At 36.1% G+C, this 14,885-nt stretch carries 13 protein-coding genes; 6 read left to right on the top strand and 7 right to left on the bottom strand.

Annotation, left to right across the window (positions count from 1 at the left end; genetic code table 11):
- Window positions 1–5: 5 nt before the first annotated feature.
- From MKY13_RS06685 to MKY13_RS06670, 4 genes are all read right to left on the bottom strand, one after another.
- Window positions 6–536 (bottom strand): peptide ABC transporter ATPase, encoded by a 531-nt coding sequence (locus MKY13_RS06685; protein WP_191699334.1) that lies wholly within the window; start codon window positions 534–536, stop codon window positions 6–8.
- Window positions 537–546: 10 nt separating this feature from the next.
- Window positions 547–2,325, bottom strand: a complete 1,779-nt coding sequence (locus tag MKY13_RS06680) for a glycerophosphodiester phosphodiesterase (RefSeq protein WP_191699335.1) — start codon at window positions 2,323–2,325, stop codon at window positions 547–549.
- Between the two features lie 102 nt (window positions 2,326–2,427).
- Window positions 2,428–3,066, bottom strand: a complete 639-nt coding sequence (locus MKY13_RS06675; RefSeq protein WP_191699336.1) for a DsbA family oxidoreductase — start codon at window positions 3,064–3,066, stop codon at window positions 2,428–2,430.
- Window positions 3,067–3,161: 95 nt separating this feature from the next.
- The gene (locus MKY13_RS06670) at window positions 3,162–4,523 is read right to left on the bottom strand and encodes an aspartate kinase (RefSeq protein ID WP_191699337.1); all 1,362 of its coding nucleotides are present in this window, start codon (window positions 4,521–4,523) and stop codon (window positions 3,162–3,164) included.
- Between the two features lie 436 nt (window positions 4,524–4,959).
- On the opposite strand from MKY13_RS06670, the gene MKY13_RS06665 reads away from it, so the two are divergent.
- Window positions 4,960–7,140 carry a DNA topoisomerase III gene (locus MKY13_RS06665; protein WP_191699338.1) on the top strand — a complete coding sequence of 727 codons (2,181 nt, stop codon included), beginning with the start codon at window positions 4,960–4,962 and terminating at the stop codon, window positions 7,138–7,140.
- A gap of 52 nt (window positions 7,141–7,192) precedes the next feature.
- Here MKY13_RS06665 and crcB read toward each other — a convergent pair whose 3' ends face one another.
- Both crcB and MKY13_RS06655 read right to left on the bottom strand, forming a co-directional pair.
- Window positions 7,193–7,555, bottom strand: a complete 363-nt coding sequence (crcB, locus tag MKY13_RS06660) for a fluoride efflux transporter CrcB (RefSeq protein WP_191699440.1) — start codon at window positions 7,553–7,555, stop codon at window positions 7,193–7,195.
- A gap of 9 nt (window positions 7,556–7,564) precedes the next feature.
- Window positions 7,565–7,927 carry a CrcB family protein gene (locus MKY13_RS06655; protein ID WP_339215906.1) on the bottom strand — a complete coding sequence of 121 codons (363 nt, stop codon included), beginning with the start codon at window positions 7,925–7,927 and terminating at the stop codon, window positions 7,565–7,567.
- 777 nt (window positions 7,928–8,704) lie between these two features.
- Between MKY13_RS06655 and MKY13_RS06650 the strand changes: the two genes are divergently transcribed.
- Together MKY13_RS06650 and MKY13_RS06645 are read left to right on the top strand one after the other, a co-directional pair.
- The gene (locus MKY13_RS06650; protein WP_191699340.1) at window positions 8,705–9,547 is read left to right on the top strand and encodes a DegV family protein; all 843 of its coding nucleotides are present in this window, start codon (window positions 8,705–8,707) and stop codon (window positions 9,545–9,547) included.
- A gap of 572 nt (window positions 9,548–10,119) precedes the next feature.
- Complete coding sequence (locus MKY13_RS06645; protein ID WP_339215904.1) at window positions 10,120–10,512, top strand: glucosamine 6-phosphate synthetase; 393 nt, start codon at window positions 10,120–10,122, stop codon at window positions 10,510–10,512.
- 45 nt (window positions 10,513–10,557) lie between these two features.
- Here the strand turns inward: MKY13_RS06645 and MKY13_RS06640 are convergent, their stop codons facing one another.
- Window positions 10,558–11,040: a sigma-70 family RNA polymerase sigma factor gene (locus MKY13_RS06640; RefSeq protein WP_191699342.1), complete on the bottom strand. Its 483-nt coding sequence runs from the start codon at window positions 11,038–11,040 to the stop codon at window positions 10,558–10,560.
- Window positions 11,041–11,547: 507 nt separating this feature from the next.
- Here MKY13_RS06640 and proB point away from each other — a divergent pair.
- The 3 genes from proB to MKY13_RS06625 are packed head-to-tail and all read left to right on the top strand — an operon-like array spanning window position 11,548 to window position 14,829.
- Window positions 11,548–12,630 carry a glutamate 5-kinase gene (proB, locus tag MKY13_RS06635; RefSeq protein WP_191699343.1) on the top strand — a complete coding sequence of 361 codons (1,083 nt, stop codon included), beginning with the start codon at window positions 11,548–11,550 and terminating at the stop codon, window positions 12,628–12,630.
- Window positions 12,631–12,642: 12 nt separating this feature from the next.
- The gene (locus MKY13_RS06630; protein ID WP_339215902.1) at window positions 12,643–13,908 is read left to right on the top strand and encodes a glutamate-5-semialdehyde dehydrogenase; all 1,266 of its coding nucleotides are present in this window, start codon (window positions 12,643–12,645) and stop codon (window positions 13,906–13,908) included.
- Between the two features lie 30 nt (window positions 13,909–13,938).
- Window positions 13,939–14,829 carry a DMT family transporter gene (locus MKY13_RS06625; RefSeq protein ID WP_339215900.1) on the top strand — a complete coding sequence of 297 codons (891 nt, stop codon included), beginning with the start codon at window positions 13,939–13,941 and terminating at the stop codon, window positions 14,827–14,829.
- Window positions 14,830–14,885: the final 56 nt, after the last annotated feature.

The raw sequence follows: 14,885 nt of genomic DNA, 5'->3' as shown, positions 1-14,885 counted from the left end.
CTCTCCTATACACCAATAAACAATGTCGCTTGAGCTATCGCGATATAAAAAGCGACATTTTGGATAGGTGCCTCATCTGAAAGCTCAAACGTCATGTTGAATTGATCTTTTTCTTCATTATAAACCGCGACCCATCTAGCCACGACTGTTTCATTGACGATAAAGTTTGACCAATCTTCCATTTCTTTATCGATTTTCATTTTGAAGTCTTTACTTGAAATGAATAATTCCGGTACACCAATTCGCCAGTTTTCATAATTGATTATATACTTTTCATCTGAAAGTAAGTCTTTCCCTTCAAACCATACTTTCCCGCGACGAAAAATTTTTTTCACTTCAAATACTGTCTGACCGCTATTATTGTGTATAGCATACTTTAAAAAATAACGATGATCAAAATAACCATCCAACAGTTTTTTTAAGCCATTATCATAAATCCGTTGAACAAAGTATATTTGTTCGCCTGACTCATTGTAAATGGGCTTTTGTACAGTAGATTTAATATCGCCATCTACTTCATACGTAATAATTTGCATATCTTTCCCCTTAGTAAATAATCGTAATTTTATTTAGAATACGTCGTATAAAATGCTTTTCTTCGTTGAATTCCTGACGTATTGAGAGTGCTTCATCAGGTTGATCGGTAATGATTCCGTCTACATTTTGCTCATAGAACTGCTGCATATCACTCTTATCATTTATCGTCCAAACAAACAGTTCCTTATGTTGCTCTTGTACTTGTTTCTGAATATTACCTGTTCCAAAGGACTGTTCTACAGAAATAAAATCAGACTCGTTTACAGGTAACTTACCGTATGCAATAGAGTATATATAACCCGTATGAATACGTGGCTCCATCTCTTCCAAAAGATCCATTACTGGTATATCCGGAGACTGTACATAATGTAAATCGAGCGCATCATACTTATCAAGCAATGCTACAAATCTTTCCAAAAAGTCATCTGTCTCAAATCCATGTGTCTTCATCTCAATAAGTAATTTTATATTTAATGTACGACTTATTTCAAGTACTTCCTCGAAAGAAGCAATTGTATCAGAATAACCATTTGCGAGTATAGTCGTTTCCGTTAATTCATCCAATGTAAGGTCATATGTTTTTGTAACTTCATTCGATAAACGTGAAAGGGTTTTGTCATGAAATACAACAAACTCCCCATCCTTTGTTTGTTGAATATCGATTTCCACCATATCTGCCCCGGCTTTTTTAGCAGCTTCAATTGCAGTAACTGTATTTTCAACACCTTCATCCATAAACCCTCGATGCGCAATTACAGTTGTGTCCGGTGTATAAATATTTTTTTCCAAATTAACAATATTAATGGCACTTACTAGGAAAAATGTATAAACCGCGATTATAAAAGTCCACTGTTTAATTGTTTGTTTAAACGATTCTTCCTGAACAATCAGTGGCTTTTGGCGTGTATGCTGGAAAGCTACCATGACGAGAAGCTGCGAAAATACAATTTGTAAAATAGAAAAGAAAATCAGGATCGCACCCTGTGCAAGTGTCAACGTAAACCCTGCTGCTACTAACCCCCAGCTTGGCTTAACCATTTCAATAATAAACAAAGGAATGAAGATAACGATTAAAGTGAGAATTAAAAGGGTTATATGTATGATTACCATTAGCCCTAACATACCGATCGTTTCAATCAGTTTTCGTTTTGAAAATTGCCAGCTCTTTTTTAATGCTCCATAAATCGAAAGTTCCTGGTGAACCGTAAAGAATGGCCAAGTAAAAATAAACCGTAGTCCGATAAAACCTAAAACTAGCAACAAAACAATATATAATAGCGTTCCTTTTGTAGAATTTAGTAATTCATCTACTATAAAATTTGGAATATGTAAATTTTGTAATAGTGAAATCGGTAAAATCGCCGATACAAGAGGTATTAATAAAGCGGTATAAACAACTATTAATAATGTTTGTAAGCTAATAAAATATACTACTTTTTTGCTGAGTCTTTTTAAAAGCCCTTTCCACGTATAGGGTATGGATCGCTGCTGATGATAAGCAAGCAGCATTAAAAAACCAATTTCAAAATATATGAAAATTATACCGATAAATAAAATAAATGCTATGCCAAATATAGCAAATGGGTGCGTTAATAAATAAGGAATACTATCTTCAGTTACCACCTGCACCCCGGTAATATCCATAATAATAGCGATCATTAGTGAAATGAACGGTAATACGATAAACGCCTGAACTATACGCAAAATCGCAAAGTTCCGTATATAGTCCACCCTATAATAATATAAATTTCGAAATATTAATTGAATAACTCTTTTTACTCTATCCAAAAGACTTCCCCCGACTGTAAAATTGTTTGTTCTATCGTTATATTAAGATAACAAATGTCCTTCTTAATTTTTTCATTCCCTTTTCTAGATTCCATTTAAACATTATTCTTTCAATGCTTTTGCTTGAAGTAGTGTTTTCGTGAACACTTCTAGAGGTTCAACCCCTTGTATCCCGTATCTGTTTTCAAATACGAAAAAGGGTATACTTGTTATTTGAAGTTGCTGTGCTTCATAACGATCCATTGCCAATTGTTCCGAATATTGCTCATACTCCATCACATTATGCGCTTCATTACGATCTAACCCTATTTCTTCACAAATTGCCAAAAGCTCTTCTTCATCATTTAAATTAAGACCTTCTGTAAAATAACGATCCATCACTATTTCTACAAATTCATTTTCCTTGCTGTACGTTTTCGCTAATTTACTTAAGCGATGAGCACTTTTTGTATTCGCAAGTTTTACTTTTTGGAAGTTAAAAGTAACGCCTACCTCATTTCCATGCATTGTAATCGACTCCATTATTTCATCTACCTTTTGCCGATTATTATTTTTCTTTTCAATTAATGTTTCAACATAAGGGAATGCTGTCGTTTTTGATGCTTGAGGATTTAATTCATAGGCTTTATATTCAATGACCACTTCTTCTGTTAAGTTTAGCTGTTCGATTGCCTGGAATAATTTCTTTTTGGCAATATAACAAAATGGACAGGAAAAATCCGAAAAAACTTCAATTTGCATAAAAACTCCTCCAATCAATTACACTTAATACAACAATACCCCAAAACCAATAAAAAAAGCCGAACCCGTTAAGGATTCGACTATTTAATATACTTTCAAGCTGTAGGAATGGCTGCGAAGAATTCCTCGTAAAGCCCTTTTAAAATTTGATCTTCAAATTCTGAACGAACGCCAAATACTAAGCTTACTTCCGATGAACCTTGATTAATCATTTCGATATTTGCCCCTGTACCTGAGATGGCTGCTGCTGCACGCGCTGCCAAGCCCGTGTTATGGCGCATACCTTCTCCGACAATGACAATCATCGAAAAGTTATGACTAAAGTGTACATCGTCTGCACACAATTCATTTTTCACACGTTGAATAATGCGTTTTTCAATTTCCGGAGAAAGTTGACTTGATCGCATAATAACAGAAATATCATCTAACCCTGATGGTGTATGCTCATAGGAGATATTCTCTTCTTCTATTATTTGAAGAAGCTTGCGACCAAATCCAACTTCTCGATTCATTAAATATTTTGATACGTATAATATTGAAAAGCCACTGTCTGCTGAAATACCTGTAACAGGACGATTCGATTGTGTTCTTGTTGGTAAAATGCGTGTTCCTGGTGCAGTTGGATTATTTGTATTTTTAATATTGACTGGGATACCTTGTTTATACACTGGCATTAATGCTTCATCATGAAATACCGAAAAACCTGCATATGATAGCTCACGCATTTCGCGATATGAAATTTCCTTAATGTCCACTGGATCATTGACAACCTTTGGGTTAGCAGCAAATACACAATCTACATCAGTAAAGTTTTCGTAAAGATCCGCCCCAACAGCTGACGCTAAAATAGAGCCTGTAATATCAGACCCACCACGATCAAAAGTACGTAAAATACCTTCTTTTGTATAGCCAAAGAAACCTGGGAAAACCACAATTTCTTCCGTATCTTTTAAAACACTTAAGTTTTCATATGCTTCCGGCAATGCGTATGTGCGTTCCGGAATATCATTTAAAATTAACTTATCTTTTGGACTAACATATTGAGCAGGCATTCCAATTGCATTAAAATAGCTGGCAATTAGTTTAGCGTTGTTATCTTCGCCACTTGCCTTTATATTATCAAGAAATATATCTTTATTTGTGTATTCTTCCGCGACACGGCCACGTATATCTTGTTCAATAATATCGGAAATTAGATTGTCTAAACCAAGTTCATCTGCAATATCACGATAACGATTAACTACAGCTCTAATTTTCTCTTCCACATTACCTTTCATCATTACGGTGTTGGCTAAGTCTATTAATAAATCTGTCACCTTAATATCATCGCTTGAACGCTTACCAGGCGCAGAAACCGCGACAATCTTTCTTTCAGGATTAGATTTCACAATGTTTGCTACTTTTTTGATTTGTTCTGCACTTGCGACAGATGTGCCGCCAAATTTACATACTATCATCTCATCAGATCCTTACTTTAAAAATTGATGTTTGTACTCACCGAAAAAACATTTGACTTTACACAGTGTACAAATTTATTCCATTCCAGTCAAGACTATTCAGTAAATTCATTAATCTATTTAGTCAAAATACGGATATTTCGAGGTTTTGTCAATATATAATATGAGATTTTTATAAATAATTGATGATATTCGTTTATTTCGTGTCAATTTTACTCCTAAAAACATAAAAATAGCATTATTATTACTACAATTACTTTTGCACTCTAGTATGAAGGTTCAAAGGGTCGAAATGTATGGATGTAGGTCAGGCATTTCATAGGACTAAAAATAGACAGATTGTGATATTATTACAGGTGATTATTTACATAAGGCAACAGTAACAAAGAGTGCTATTGTCTAAGATTTATCCCATTGTCACTTAGGAGGTTTTAATATGGGGCAATTTTTAATAATAGCTGAAAAACCAGATCAGGCAGCAAAATTGGCTGCTCCCTTTTCATCTACGAAGAAAGCCGGTTATTTCGAAGTAAAACCCAACACATACTTTCCGGATGGTGCACTCATCACATGGGCGATAGGACATCTATGTGAATTAAAAGCCCCTGAAGAATATAATCCATCATGGAAAAAATGGACGTTGGAAGCATTACCAATCATTCCGGACCGATTTGAATATAAAGTGACAAAATTAAAGTATAAACAATTTAATATAATTAAAGCTTTAGTAAATAGAGCGGATATTCAGGAAATTATTATTGGCGGGGATGCTGGACGTGAAGGTGAATTAATTATCCGGACTATATTAAAGTTATGCAGAGCCAATAAACCAATGAAACGATTATGGATATCATCTTTAACTGAAAACGCTGTGAAAAATGGTTTTGCAAACTTATTACCAGAAGAAAAAACGAGAAATATTTATTACGAAGCATTAAGTCGATCTTGTGCAGACTGGCTAATAGGCATCAATACATCTCGTTTATATACCGTCCTTCTAAAGCAAAAAGGCGTAAAGGATGTTTTTTCAATTGGTAGAGTACAGACACCTACACTAGCATTAATCGTTAAACGAGAGCACGAAATCGCCAATTTTAAGCCTGAGCCTTTTTGGGAAGTAGAAGCGGAGTTTAATTTTGAAGGAAAAAAATTAAAAGCTAAATGGCATAAGGAGAATAACTCGAGAGTGCTGGAGGAACGGCAAGCTATTGCCATTGCAAATTTCTGCATGAATAAACAGGTTGAAATTACGAGTATTAAAGAAGAAACAAAGGAATTCGCTCCCCCATTGTTATTTAACCTTTCTACATTGCAGGCAACAGCCAATAAAGCTTTTAAACTTTCACCTCAGCATACACTTGATATTTTGCAAAAACTTTATTTGAAAGGTTTAGTTTCCTATCCCCGATCTGATTCACAATTTTTGACGAACGAGGAAGCAAAAACATTGCCGAACATTCTGGAGAATTTAAGTAAAATTGATCAATACAAAAATCTCCTTCCACCACCTGTAAAATCTATTTTGACGAGTAAAAGGTTTGTGAATCCCCAAAAAGTTACGGATCACCATGCCATCATTATTACAGAACAGTTGCCGAATTTATCAAAGCTCAGCTCGGAGGAATTTAAAATATACGACCTCGTTGTGAGACAAGTTATTGCGGCTCACTACAATAATGCTATTTATTCATATACAACGATTCATTCTCTTGTAGAAAAACGGGCTGAATTCATTTCAAAGGGAAAAGTGCAAATTGAAGAAGGTTGGCGTAAAGTAATTTTCCACTCTAATACCAATTCACCAGCAGACAAAGATGAATTGCTTCCATTGCTTCGTGAAAATGAGCAAGGTATTGTAACGAAAGCAAAGGAAAGAAAGAGCGAGACACAGCCTCCAAATAGATATTCTGAAGGTAACTTAATTACTTTAATGAAAACTGCAGGAAAGCACCTGGAAGATACGGAATTGGAAAAGGTACTATCCAAAACTGAAGGATTAGGTACTGAGGCAACACGCGCCGGAATTATTGGTACGCTAAAAGATCGTCAATATATTGAGATCAGGAAAAACCAAGTATTTGCTACAACGAAGGGAATGCTGTTAATTGAGGCACTAGGGGAAAGCATTTTAACGTCCCCTTCCATGACAGCCAAATGGGAGCAAAGACTGTCTGAAATCGGTGAAGGGACCGCTTCCCCAAACGCCTTTATGGAACAAGTTAAAAAGCTTTCCTACAAACTGATAACAGATGCGAATGAACGAGAAAAGGAATGGGCTTTCAATCAAAGTGCAGTAGAGAAAATCACAGCCAATAATCCTTACAATAAAAAATATAAACGAGAAAAAACAGTTGTCGGAAAATGCATGCTTTGCGATGGATCCATTATTGATCATGGAACTTTTTACGGCTGCTCCAATTATAAAGCCTCTAACTGCAAATTTTCCGTTTCTAAGAAAATTTTAAGAAAATCGATTACGCAGCCTAACATAAAAAAACTACTTGCTACTGGCGAAACCGCGTTAATTAAAGGCTTTAAAAAAGGCGCGAAGACTTTTGATGCACATCTTATATGGGACAATAACGCACAAAAAGTAACCTTTAAATTCGATAAATAGCAAAGTAATTAAACAAACAGTGGATTTCATTTTTTGAAATCACACTGTTTTTTTAATAACTGCCAATCAAATAACCGAAATAAGCAAATATTATCCCCAGTCCATAGGTCAATGCAGTGTAAAGCAACAATTTCCTTTTATTTTTATGTACGTACATTTCGGTCATTTCAAACTTTAACGTAGAGAAAGTTGTAAACGCTCCCATAAATCCTGTTCCAAATAGAAGCACAAACATGACATCGGCTTTTGCTCCAATCAAAATTCCTAAAAGAAATGAACCAAGCAAATTAACAGTAAGTGTACCGATTGGAATTGGATATTTTGTTTTATTGTTTAAATATTTACTTATTGAAAATCTGGCTATTGCTCCAAAGAAACCCCCAATTCCAACGAGTAATAAGTTCGTAATTGCCATCATTTCAGTTCACTCCCTGCTCCTTTGAAATCCTAGGCTACTCATTAAGAGTCCCCCACTAAAACTTATAAATACATAAAGGACAGCCAACAACACATTACCCGATTGAAACATGGTGACTGTCTCTACACTAACAGCCGAAAATGTAGTAAAGGAACCTACTAAACCTGTACTAACAGCAGTCCTTATCATTGGCGAAAATGAAAAACGTTTAAATAAACTTGTTGTGAACCAAGCTAGCAAAAAACAGCCAATTAAATTTACAATTAATGTTGTTATTGGAAATGAGCTATTCGTAAAAAATAAAATACCTACTGCATATCTTAAAACCGCGCCAATTGCTCCCGCAGTGCCAACTAAAAAGTAGATCATGCGAAGTTAAAACCTCCTCCTATGTAAAATTCTTTGATTCATCACCAAAAGTTGGGCGTGACAAAATTTTCTATGAAGTCCGTTCGAGAGGTGTGGCTCCAAAACTTTTGTAATGAGATAAATAGAGGCATGAATTTCCGTTATTTTTAAAATAACATAAAAAATAGTGAAAATAAGGGAAGGAATATCCGCTATTGACCTGAAATACATGAAATTTCACGGTTTTATTTAAAGTAACGGTAAAACGTTCCCTTATTTAACCTATAAATGAACTACCTCATTCAAATAACGGAAAAATCTTCCCTTATTTTAGATGGACACTGAAAAACTTCACGTATCACGTGGTTTTAGCGCTGTCTTGCCGTAATTATTTTGAAAGCCAATTTTTTTTTACTAAAGTGTATAAAAAATAATAATCGACCTATACTATTAAAGATTTCACTTCCAATCCAACTGACTAGGAGGGTTAACCCGATGAGTGCGAATGATCGTCTCTAAAGGTTCTTCAAAAAAACTGATTACAGCTTAAGCACAAATTTTCTTTTGAAAATTAAAGTGAAAGCGAGGCAGCGTGTCATGGAGGATGAAAAGTAGTAATCACAAGACCTGGAATTTATATTCCAGGTCTCTTTTTGCATATAGTGATGGCTGAACGTTTATTAGGATAACCAATAAAATATTCGATATGATCCGTAATTAGTTCTAATTGTACAATCCTTACGTAAATATTAAATAAAGATTATTTTTGTTCTATTATTACTTGAAGGAGTGTAATACATGAAAACTGCCATTGTGACAGACAGCACAGTCTATTTACCGACTGAAGAACTTAAACAGCACAATATACATGTTGTTCCTATAAATGTTCATTTTAATCATGCTACTTTTGAAGAGGAACTCACACTCAGCGTAGAACAATTTTACGGAATTGTACATACTACTAAGCAATTTCCTAAAACTTCACAACCCTCTATCGGAAAATTTGTTGAACTTTATGAAAGACTTGGAAAAGAATATGATGAAATCTTGGCAATCCATATTTCAAGCGGTGTGAGTGGCACATATGAATGTTCGCTGCAGGCTGCCCAATTGGTCGACAATGTGAAAGTCTATGTATTCGATTCGGAGGTTGCTGCCGGTCCATTGGCGTCATATGTTATTGAAGCCTCTAAATTAGTTGAAAATGGTGCATCTGCCCCACAAATTATAGAACGGCTGAAGGATTTACAAAAAACGTTGGAGGCTTATTTTATTGTGGATGATTTAATCCATTTACAAAGGAGCGGACGGTTATCTGTCGCATCATCCGTCATCGGCAGCTTACTGCAAATCAAGCCTATTTTGCACATAAAGGATAAAAAAATAGCTGTGTTTGAAAAAGTTCGGACGAAAAGAAAAGCAGTTTTGCGAGTAAGAGACTTACTACAACAGGCAGTTGAAACCTATGGGGAATTGCAGGCTGTCATTATGCACGCCAATTGTGAGCAGCAAGGCCGCACATGGATGGAAAAGCTGCAAACCACGTTTCCGACTGTCCATTTCAAACTCGCCTACTTCGGCCCATCACTCGTAACACATATGGGCGAAGGAACCCTTGCCATTTCATGGATGAAAAAATAAAAAATAGATAAAGCTGAAACAAAGCTCATCTTTAAAATTAAACGAGCCTGGACAAAACGAAAAACATCCATTTTTTCAAGAAAAAATGGATGTTTTTCTGCTTCTGCCAGAATTAATTTCCGTTACGGGGACGCTTTCCGGGGGCACGAGGTCAACAGGATGTTGATCACAAAAGCGTTGCCACAGGACGTGGCGTTTTTAGCTTTTGTTCCTTACTTCTCTCCCACCTGCTCCTGCGATTACTCGTCGCAAAATAAATTTTGCTTGTCCCCTGGGAGTCGCCGCCTTCACTCCGAACAACTAATTTCCCATCTATATCAAGTAAATCTTTGCATAATTCCAGGTAATAAAAAGAGATACCCTTTTTATAAACTTAAGTACCCATAAGACTAAAGTGAATAAATAAATCAACTTTACGATAAAACGTGAAAATGATGAAAGAATCACACGGTTGCCTTATAGCACCCACCTTTAAAGAAAAATCTAATATTAACGAGTTATATATTATCCCAATGTAGAAAATCATAACTTTCAAATGTTATACTACTAATAGAAAAAGGGGGTTTTGTTATATGGAAAAAAGAAAGCGAACAATTTTTTGGATTATACCAATTGGAGTTATTGGTGTCTTCTTTTACTTTTTTGGTCCGCAAAAAGCAGTTACTGATAATGACTATATTACATACATAAAAGCAACTCCAGTCACAGAGAATAGCACTATTAATACTGGAGATGCCTTTACAAATTATTGTGAAAAAAGCCGCTGGGAATATTTCCAGACGAAAATGATGGAACATGTCGTTGAATTTAAAGGTGAATGTGAATATGAAAATTCGGTTCAGCCAATCAATTTACAATACGTTGTTGAAAAAGGACAAACAGATTACCGCTTAGGTGCTATGTTAGTCAATGGAGAGCAGCAAACTGAAGAACAACGAACGACTTTTTTAAATTTATTGCAATAATAGGTCAAGTGGATGCGAAATAGCCTCCACTTTTTATTATGCCTCCTATTTTCTCTGATTCACCATCGTCCTAATTTTTGTAAATAGACGCTGTCGCCTCTTTTTCAGTGCCTCATAAGGAAGATCATATTTTTCCGCAATTTCCTTCAAATTTAAGTTTTCAAGAAACAGGGCTTTTAGTAAAAACTGTTCCTCTTCTTTTAAATTATTGAACCATTCCGGCCATTCAAGACAAGGCTGGACAATTGACTGTTCCTCTATATTGGAAAACACCTCATCCTCCACAGCAATCTCATTTTGACTCACATCATTTGATTTAGATAGTTCACGGGCAATTGCAAACTTGACTGTCATATAGGCAAACATAGCAAAATCCCCTTTCGTTTTATCGAAGTTTTTAACCGCCTTCCATAAAGCGATTCGACCTACTTGCATATACTCATCAAAATCACGATAAATTTTCAGCTTAAAAATCGCCTTTTTTATTAGCTCTTCATGATCAAGAATAATTTGCTCGATTTCCTGCACAATTTCCAATCCTTTAAGCTGTGCACAACCAATATTCCTAGGTAGTACAAACTTAAAAAATTTCGAGCAAATGGGCAAAATGCAGTTTTTAAAGGAAAACACACAAAATAAATATTAAATTGGCCAAAAATGCAGTTTTCTTCTAATAAAACCTTCTAAAATTATAATTTCGGCACATTTTTAAATTTGATAATCTGCGATGGTATTGACAAAAAACTACCTATCATGCATGATGCTATTAGAAAAAGTAAAAGCATATTGAAGACGAGTAAGTGGCACTTGGCTAAAAAAGAGAGCACATTCCAAAGGCTGAAAGAATGGCATAGCAAAACCTACCGAACCTACTTCAACAAGCTCCTAAAAAATAGGCGCCGACTCAGCGTTATGAGATTAAGTGGGATGTATGACTATACATTCAATTTAGGTGGTACCACGGAAACTGCACTTTTCGTCCTAATTTCTAGGATGAAAAGTGTTTTTTATTTGTATGTTATTGGAGGCGCTTTTATGGAAAGAAAACGTATTGTTGTAAAAATTGGAAGCAGCTCATTAACGAACAATAAAGGTGAGCTCGATTATGAAAAATTTCAGGATCATGTAGCGGCACTCGCAGCATTAAAACATGCCGGTCATGAAGTGATATTAGTATCTTCCGGGGCAGTCGCTGCCGGATTCAGAAAGCTTGGCTATTCCTCTAGACCTGTCACATTAAAAGGTAAGCAGGCAGCTGCGGCAGTTGGCCAAAGTGTGTTAATTCAAGCTTACTCAGATGAATTCGACACGTATAAGGTAACACCAGCACAAATATTATTAACGCACTCTGACTTTAGCGATAAACAGCGCTATAAAAATGCGTATGAAACTTTAACAGAGCTATTGGAACGTTCCATTATTCCGATCATTAATGAAAATGATACCGTTTCTGTTGCTGAGTTGACTTTTGGTGATAATGATATGCTATCTGCTTTAGTAAGTGGGTTAATTCATGCAGATCAATTAGTAATTCTGACGGATGTCAACGGTTTGTATACAGCCAATCCCCTAACAAACCCGAATGCTATACGAATAGATCTGATTGAGGAAATTACGGATGAAATGTTAGGATTTGCTTCCGGTTCTGGCTCAAAGGTTGGAACAGGTGGTATGCAATCAAAGCTGGCGGCAGCAAAATTTGCTACTAATGCCGGTGTAGATGTGTTTATCGGTACGGGATGCGGATCTGAAAAATTAATTGAAATTTTAGAAAATAAAGGTGATGGCACTTATTTTAAATGTAATGAAAAAGCCATCCCTACGAATAAACAATGGGTAACGCTAACAAAATCCTCGGGTAAGCTTTTTATCGATGAAGGTGCTGTACAGGCGTTACAACATGGAGGAAAAAGTTTATTGCCAGCTGGTGTATATGCATTTGAGGGCCAGTTTGAAAAAGGTGATGTTGTAGAAGTTTTTGACCGCCATACATGCATTGGACGCGGCGAAGTAATGTATTCATCATCTGAATTGGAGCTCGCGATGGGTAAACGTACCGCTGAACTTATGCATGTACCAATCGAGGTCATTCACCGGAACCAATGGGTAAAAATATAGGGAGGTAGGAATATGACACAAATAATGGAAAACGAAGTAGTAGCAAAAGGAAAGCGCGCAAAAAAGGCGAGCTATGAGACAAATGTAAAAAGTACTTCCGAAAAAAATAAAGCGTTGGAAAGTATAGCACATCAGCTATTAACAGATATGGACATCATTCTATCTGAAAATAATAAAGATATCATTTCCGGGAAAGAAAACGGCTTAGATGATGCCACATTAGATCGTATTCTATTAAACGAAACGCGTATTAAAGCGATGAGCGATGCCATCATCCAGCTCATTCAACTGGAAGATCCAGTCGGTGAAGTACTAGAGGAAATTATGAAAGAAAATGGACTTCGCATTATTAAAAAACGTGTACCACTCGGTGTTATCGGCATGATTTATGAAGCAAGACCGAATGTTACAGTCGATGCTGCTACCCTTTCACTAAAGACAGGTAATTCGGTTCTTTTACGCGGAAGCTCATCAGCGAAATATTCGAATATTGCACTAGTCGCATCCATTCACCGCGCTTTAGAAGCAGTGAGCTACCCGACAGACGCTGTTTTACTCATTGAAGATACGAGTCGCGAAACTGCAAAAGCACTATTTACATTAAACGATTATTTAGACGTACTCATTCCACGAGGCGGTAAAAAATTGATTGACTTAGTCGTTCGCGAATCAACTGTCCCGGTTTTGGAAACAGGTGCAGGTAACTGCCATATTTATTTGGATGTTGCAGCTAATATTGAGATGGCAAAGTCCATAGTAAAAAATGCAAAAACACAGCGACTTTCTGTATGTAATACCGCGGAAAGCCTGCTTATTCATCAAGATTTTTTCAATATTTACGGGAAAGATTTTTTACATTTCCTGCATCATGAGCTTGGCATTAAAGTCTATGGCGACAAGCATGTGTGTGAAATATTGGATAGCGCGATTCCTGCTGAGGATGAGCACTATGCCGAGGAGTTTCTTGACCTGACATTAAGTATAAAAGTCGTCGAAGATGTTTTCGAGGCCATCCATCATATAAATCATTACGGAACAAATCATTCAGAAGCCATCATTACCGATAATATACAAAATGCTAACATCTTTTTAAATTCTGTTGATTCTGCTGCCGTTTACCATAATGCTTCTACCCGCTTTACGGACGGTTTTGAATTTGGATATGGGGCGGAAATCGGTATTTCAACCCAGAAATTGCATGCACGAGGACCTATGGGACTACCTGCATTAACTTCTACTAAATATTTCATTCATGGTAACGGTCAAATTCGACAATAATGGCTGTTTACAGAAAGTAGGTTCCCCACTATGAATGTCGGCTCAATGATTAAGCTCACTATTTCTATGGCTATTTTCGGTTCCATTGGATTTTTCACTACTCAGACAGGCTTACCTCCTGTGGAGCTCGTGTTTGTCCGTTGCATTTGCGCAACAATCTTTTTAGGAGGACTTTGGCTTCTAACTGGTGGACATAAAACAGAAGTATGGGAAAGAAAAGAAGTATTAAAGACTGTATTATGCGGTGTATTTATCGTCCTGAATTGGGTGTTTTTATTTAAGGCATTTGAAGTCATGTCTATATCGATTGCGATTTCCATCTATAATCTGGCACCTATATTTGTGTTAATGTTAGGTTCCGTCTTTTTGGCGGAAAAGATGGGAATACGGTCGATTTGTGCAACAGTTATTTGTTTTTTAGGAAGCATTCTTATTGTTGGCATTGATAGCTTTACGAGTATCGCCCAATTTATGAATTCCGGGTTTGTATGGGCGCTGCTATCAGCGATATGCTATGCATTAACGATGTTTACGAGTAAAACGATTCAAGGTATGTCTTCCTATGCATTAACCTTCGTCCAAACAATGGTAGGGATCGTCTTACTGTTTCCATTAAGCGACTTTAATGCATTTACTAATTTAACGAATACGAATTGGCTCTATATACTCGGTACAGGATTTATCCATACTGGCTTTGTCTATTATTTGTTTTTTGACAGTATACGAGATTTACCTACTGTAATTGTATCTGTACTCGTTTTTGTAGATCCTGTTGTAGCTATTTTACTCGATGCCATCTTCCTGTCATTCCGACCAAGCTTTTTGCAAGTAGCTGGTATTATACTGATTTTCGGCAGTATTTTATATACTGTTTTTTATCCACCACAACAAGCTGAAGCAGTGAAATCAAATAGTTCCTAAAAATAAAACTCTAATTAGTAAGGTGCACATTCCCCATACTAATTAGAGTTTTATTG

This window comes from Solibacillus sp. FSL W8-0372 (genome assembly GCF_037969735.1).
Lineage (GTDB): Bacteria > Bacillota > Bacilli > Bacillales_A > Planococcaceae > Solibacillus > Solibacillus faecavium.
The sequence above is the reverse complement of the archived record's forward strand: the minus strand, read 5'-3'. Positions and strand labels throughout refer to the sequence as shown.

What these genes read in the sequence shown, in the direction of transcription:
- MKY13_RS06685 (WP_191699334.1), bottom strand. Translation starts at nt 536, where the DNA reads ATGCAAATTATTACGTATGAAGTAGATGGCGATATTAAATCTACTGTA.
- MKY13_RS06630 (WP_339215902.1), top strand. Translation starts at nt 12,643, where the DNA reads ATGACACAAATAATGGAAAACGAAGTAGTAGCAAAAGGAAAGCGCGCA.
- MKY13_RS06665 (WP_191699338.1), top strand. Translation starts at nt 4,960, where the DNA reads ATGGGGCAATTTTTAATAATAGCTGAAAAACCAGATCAGGCAGCAAAA.
- crcB (WP_191699440.1), bottom strand. Translation starts at nt 7,555, where the DNA reads ATGGCAATTACGAACTTATTACTCGTTGGAATTGGGGGTTTCTTTGGA.
- MKY13_RS06670 (WP_191699337.1), bottom strand. Translation starts at nt 4,523, where the DNA reads ATGATAGTATGTAAATTTGGCGGCACATCTGTCGCAAGTGCAGAACAA.
- proB (WP_191699343.1), top strand. Translation starts at nt 11,548, where the DNA reads ATGGAAAGAAAACGTATTGTTGTAAAAATTGGAAGCAGCTCATTAACG.
- MKY13_RS06625 (WP_339215900.1), top strand. Translation starts at nt 13,939, where the DNA reads ATGAATGTCGGCTCAATGATTAAGCTCACTATTTCTATGGCTATTTTC.
- MKY13_RS06655 (WP_339215906.1), bottom strand. Translation starts at nt 7,927, where the DNA reads ATGATCTACTTTTTAGTTGGCACTGCGGGAGCAATTGGCGCGGTTTTA.
- MKY13_RS06645 (WP_339215904.1), top strand. Translation starts at nt 10,120, where the DNA reads ATGGAAAAAAGAAAGCGAACAATTTTTTGGATTATACCAATTGGAGTT.
- MKY13_RS06650 (WP_191699340.1), top strand. Translation starts at nt 8,705, where the DNA reads ATGAAAACTGCCATTGTGACAGACAGCACAGTCTATTTACCGACTGAA.
- MKY13_RS06675 (WP_191699336.1), bottom strand. Translation starts at nt 3,066, where the DNA reads ATGCAAATTGAAGTTTTTTCGGATTTTTCCTGTCCATTTTGTTATATT.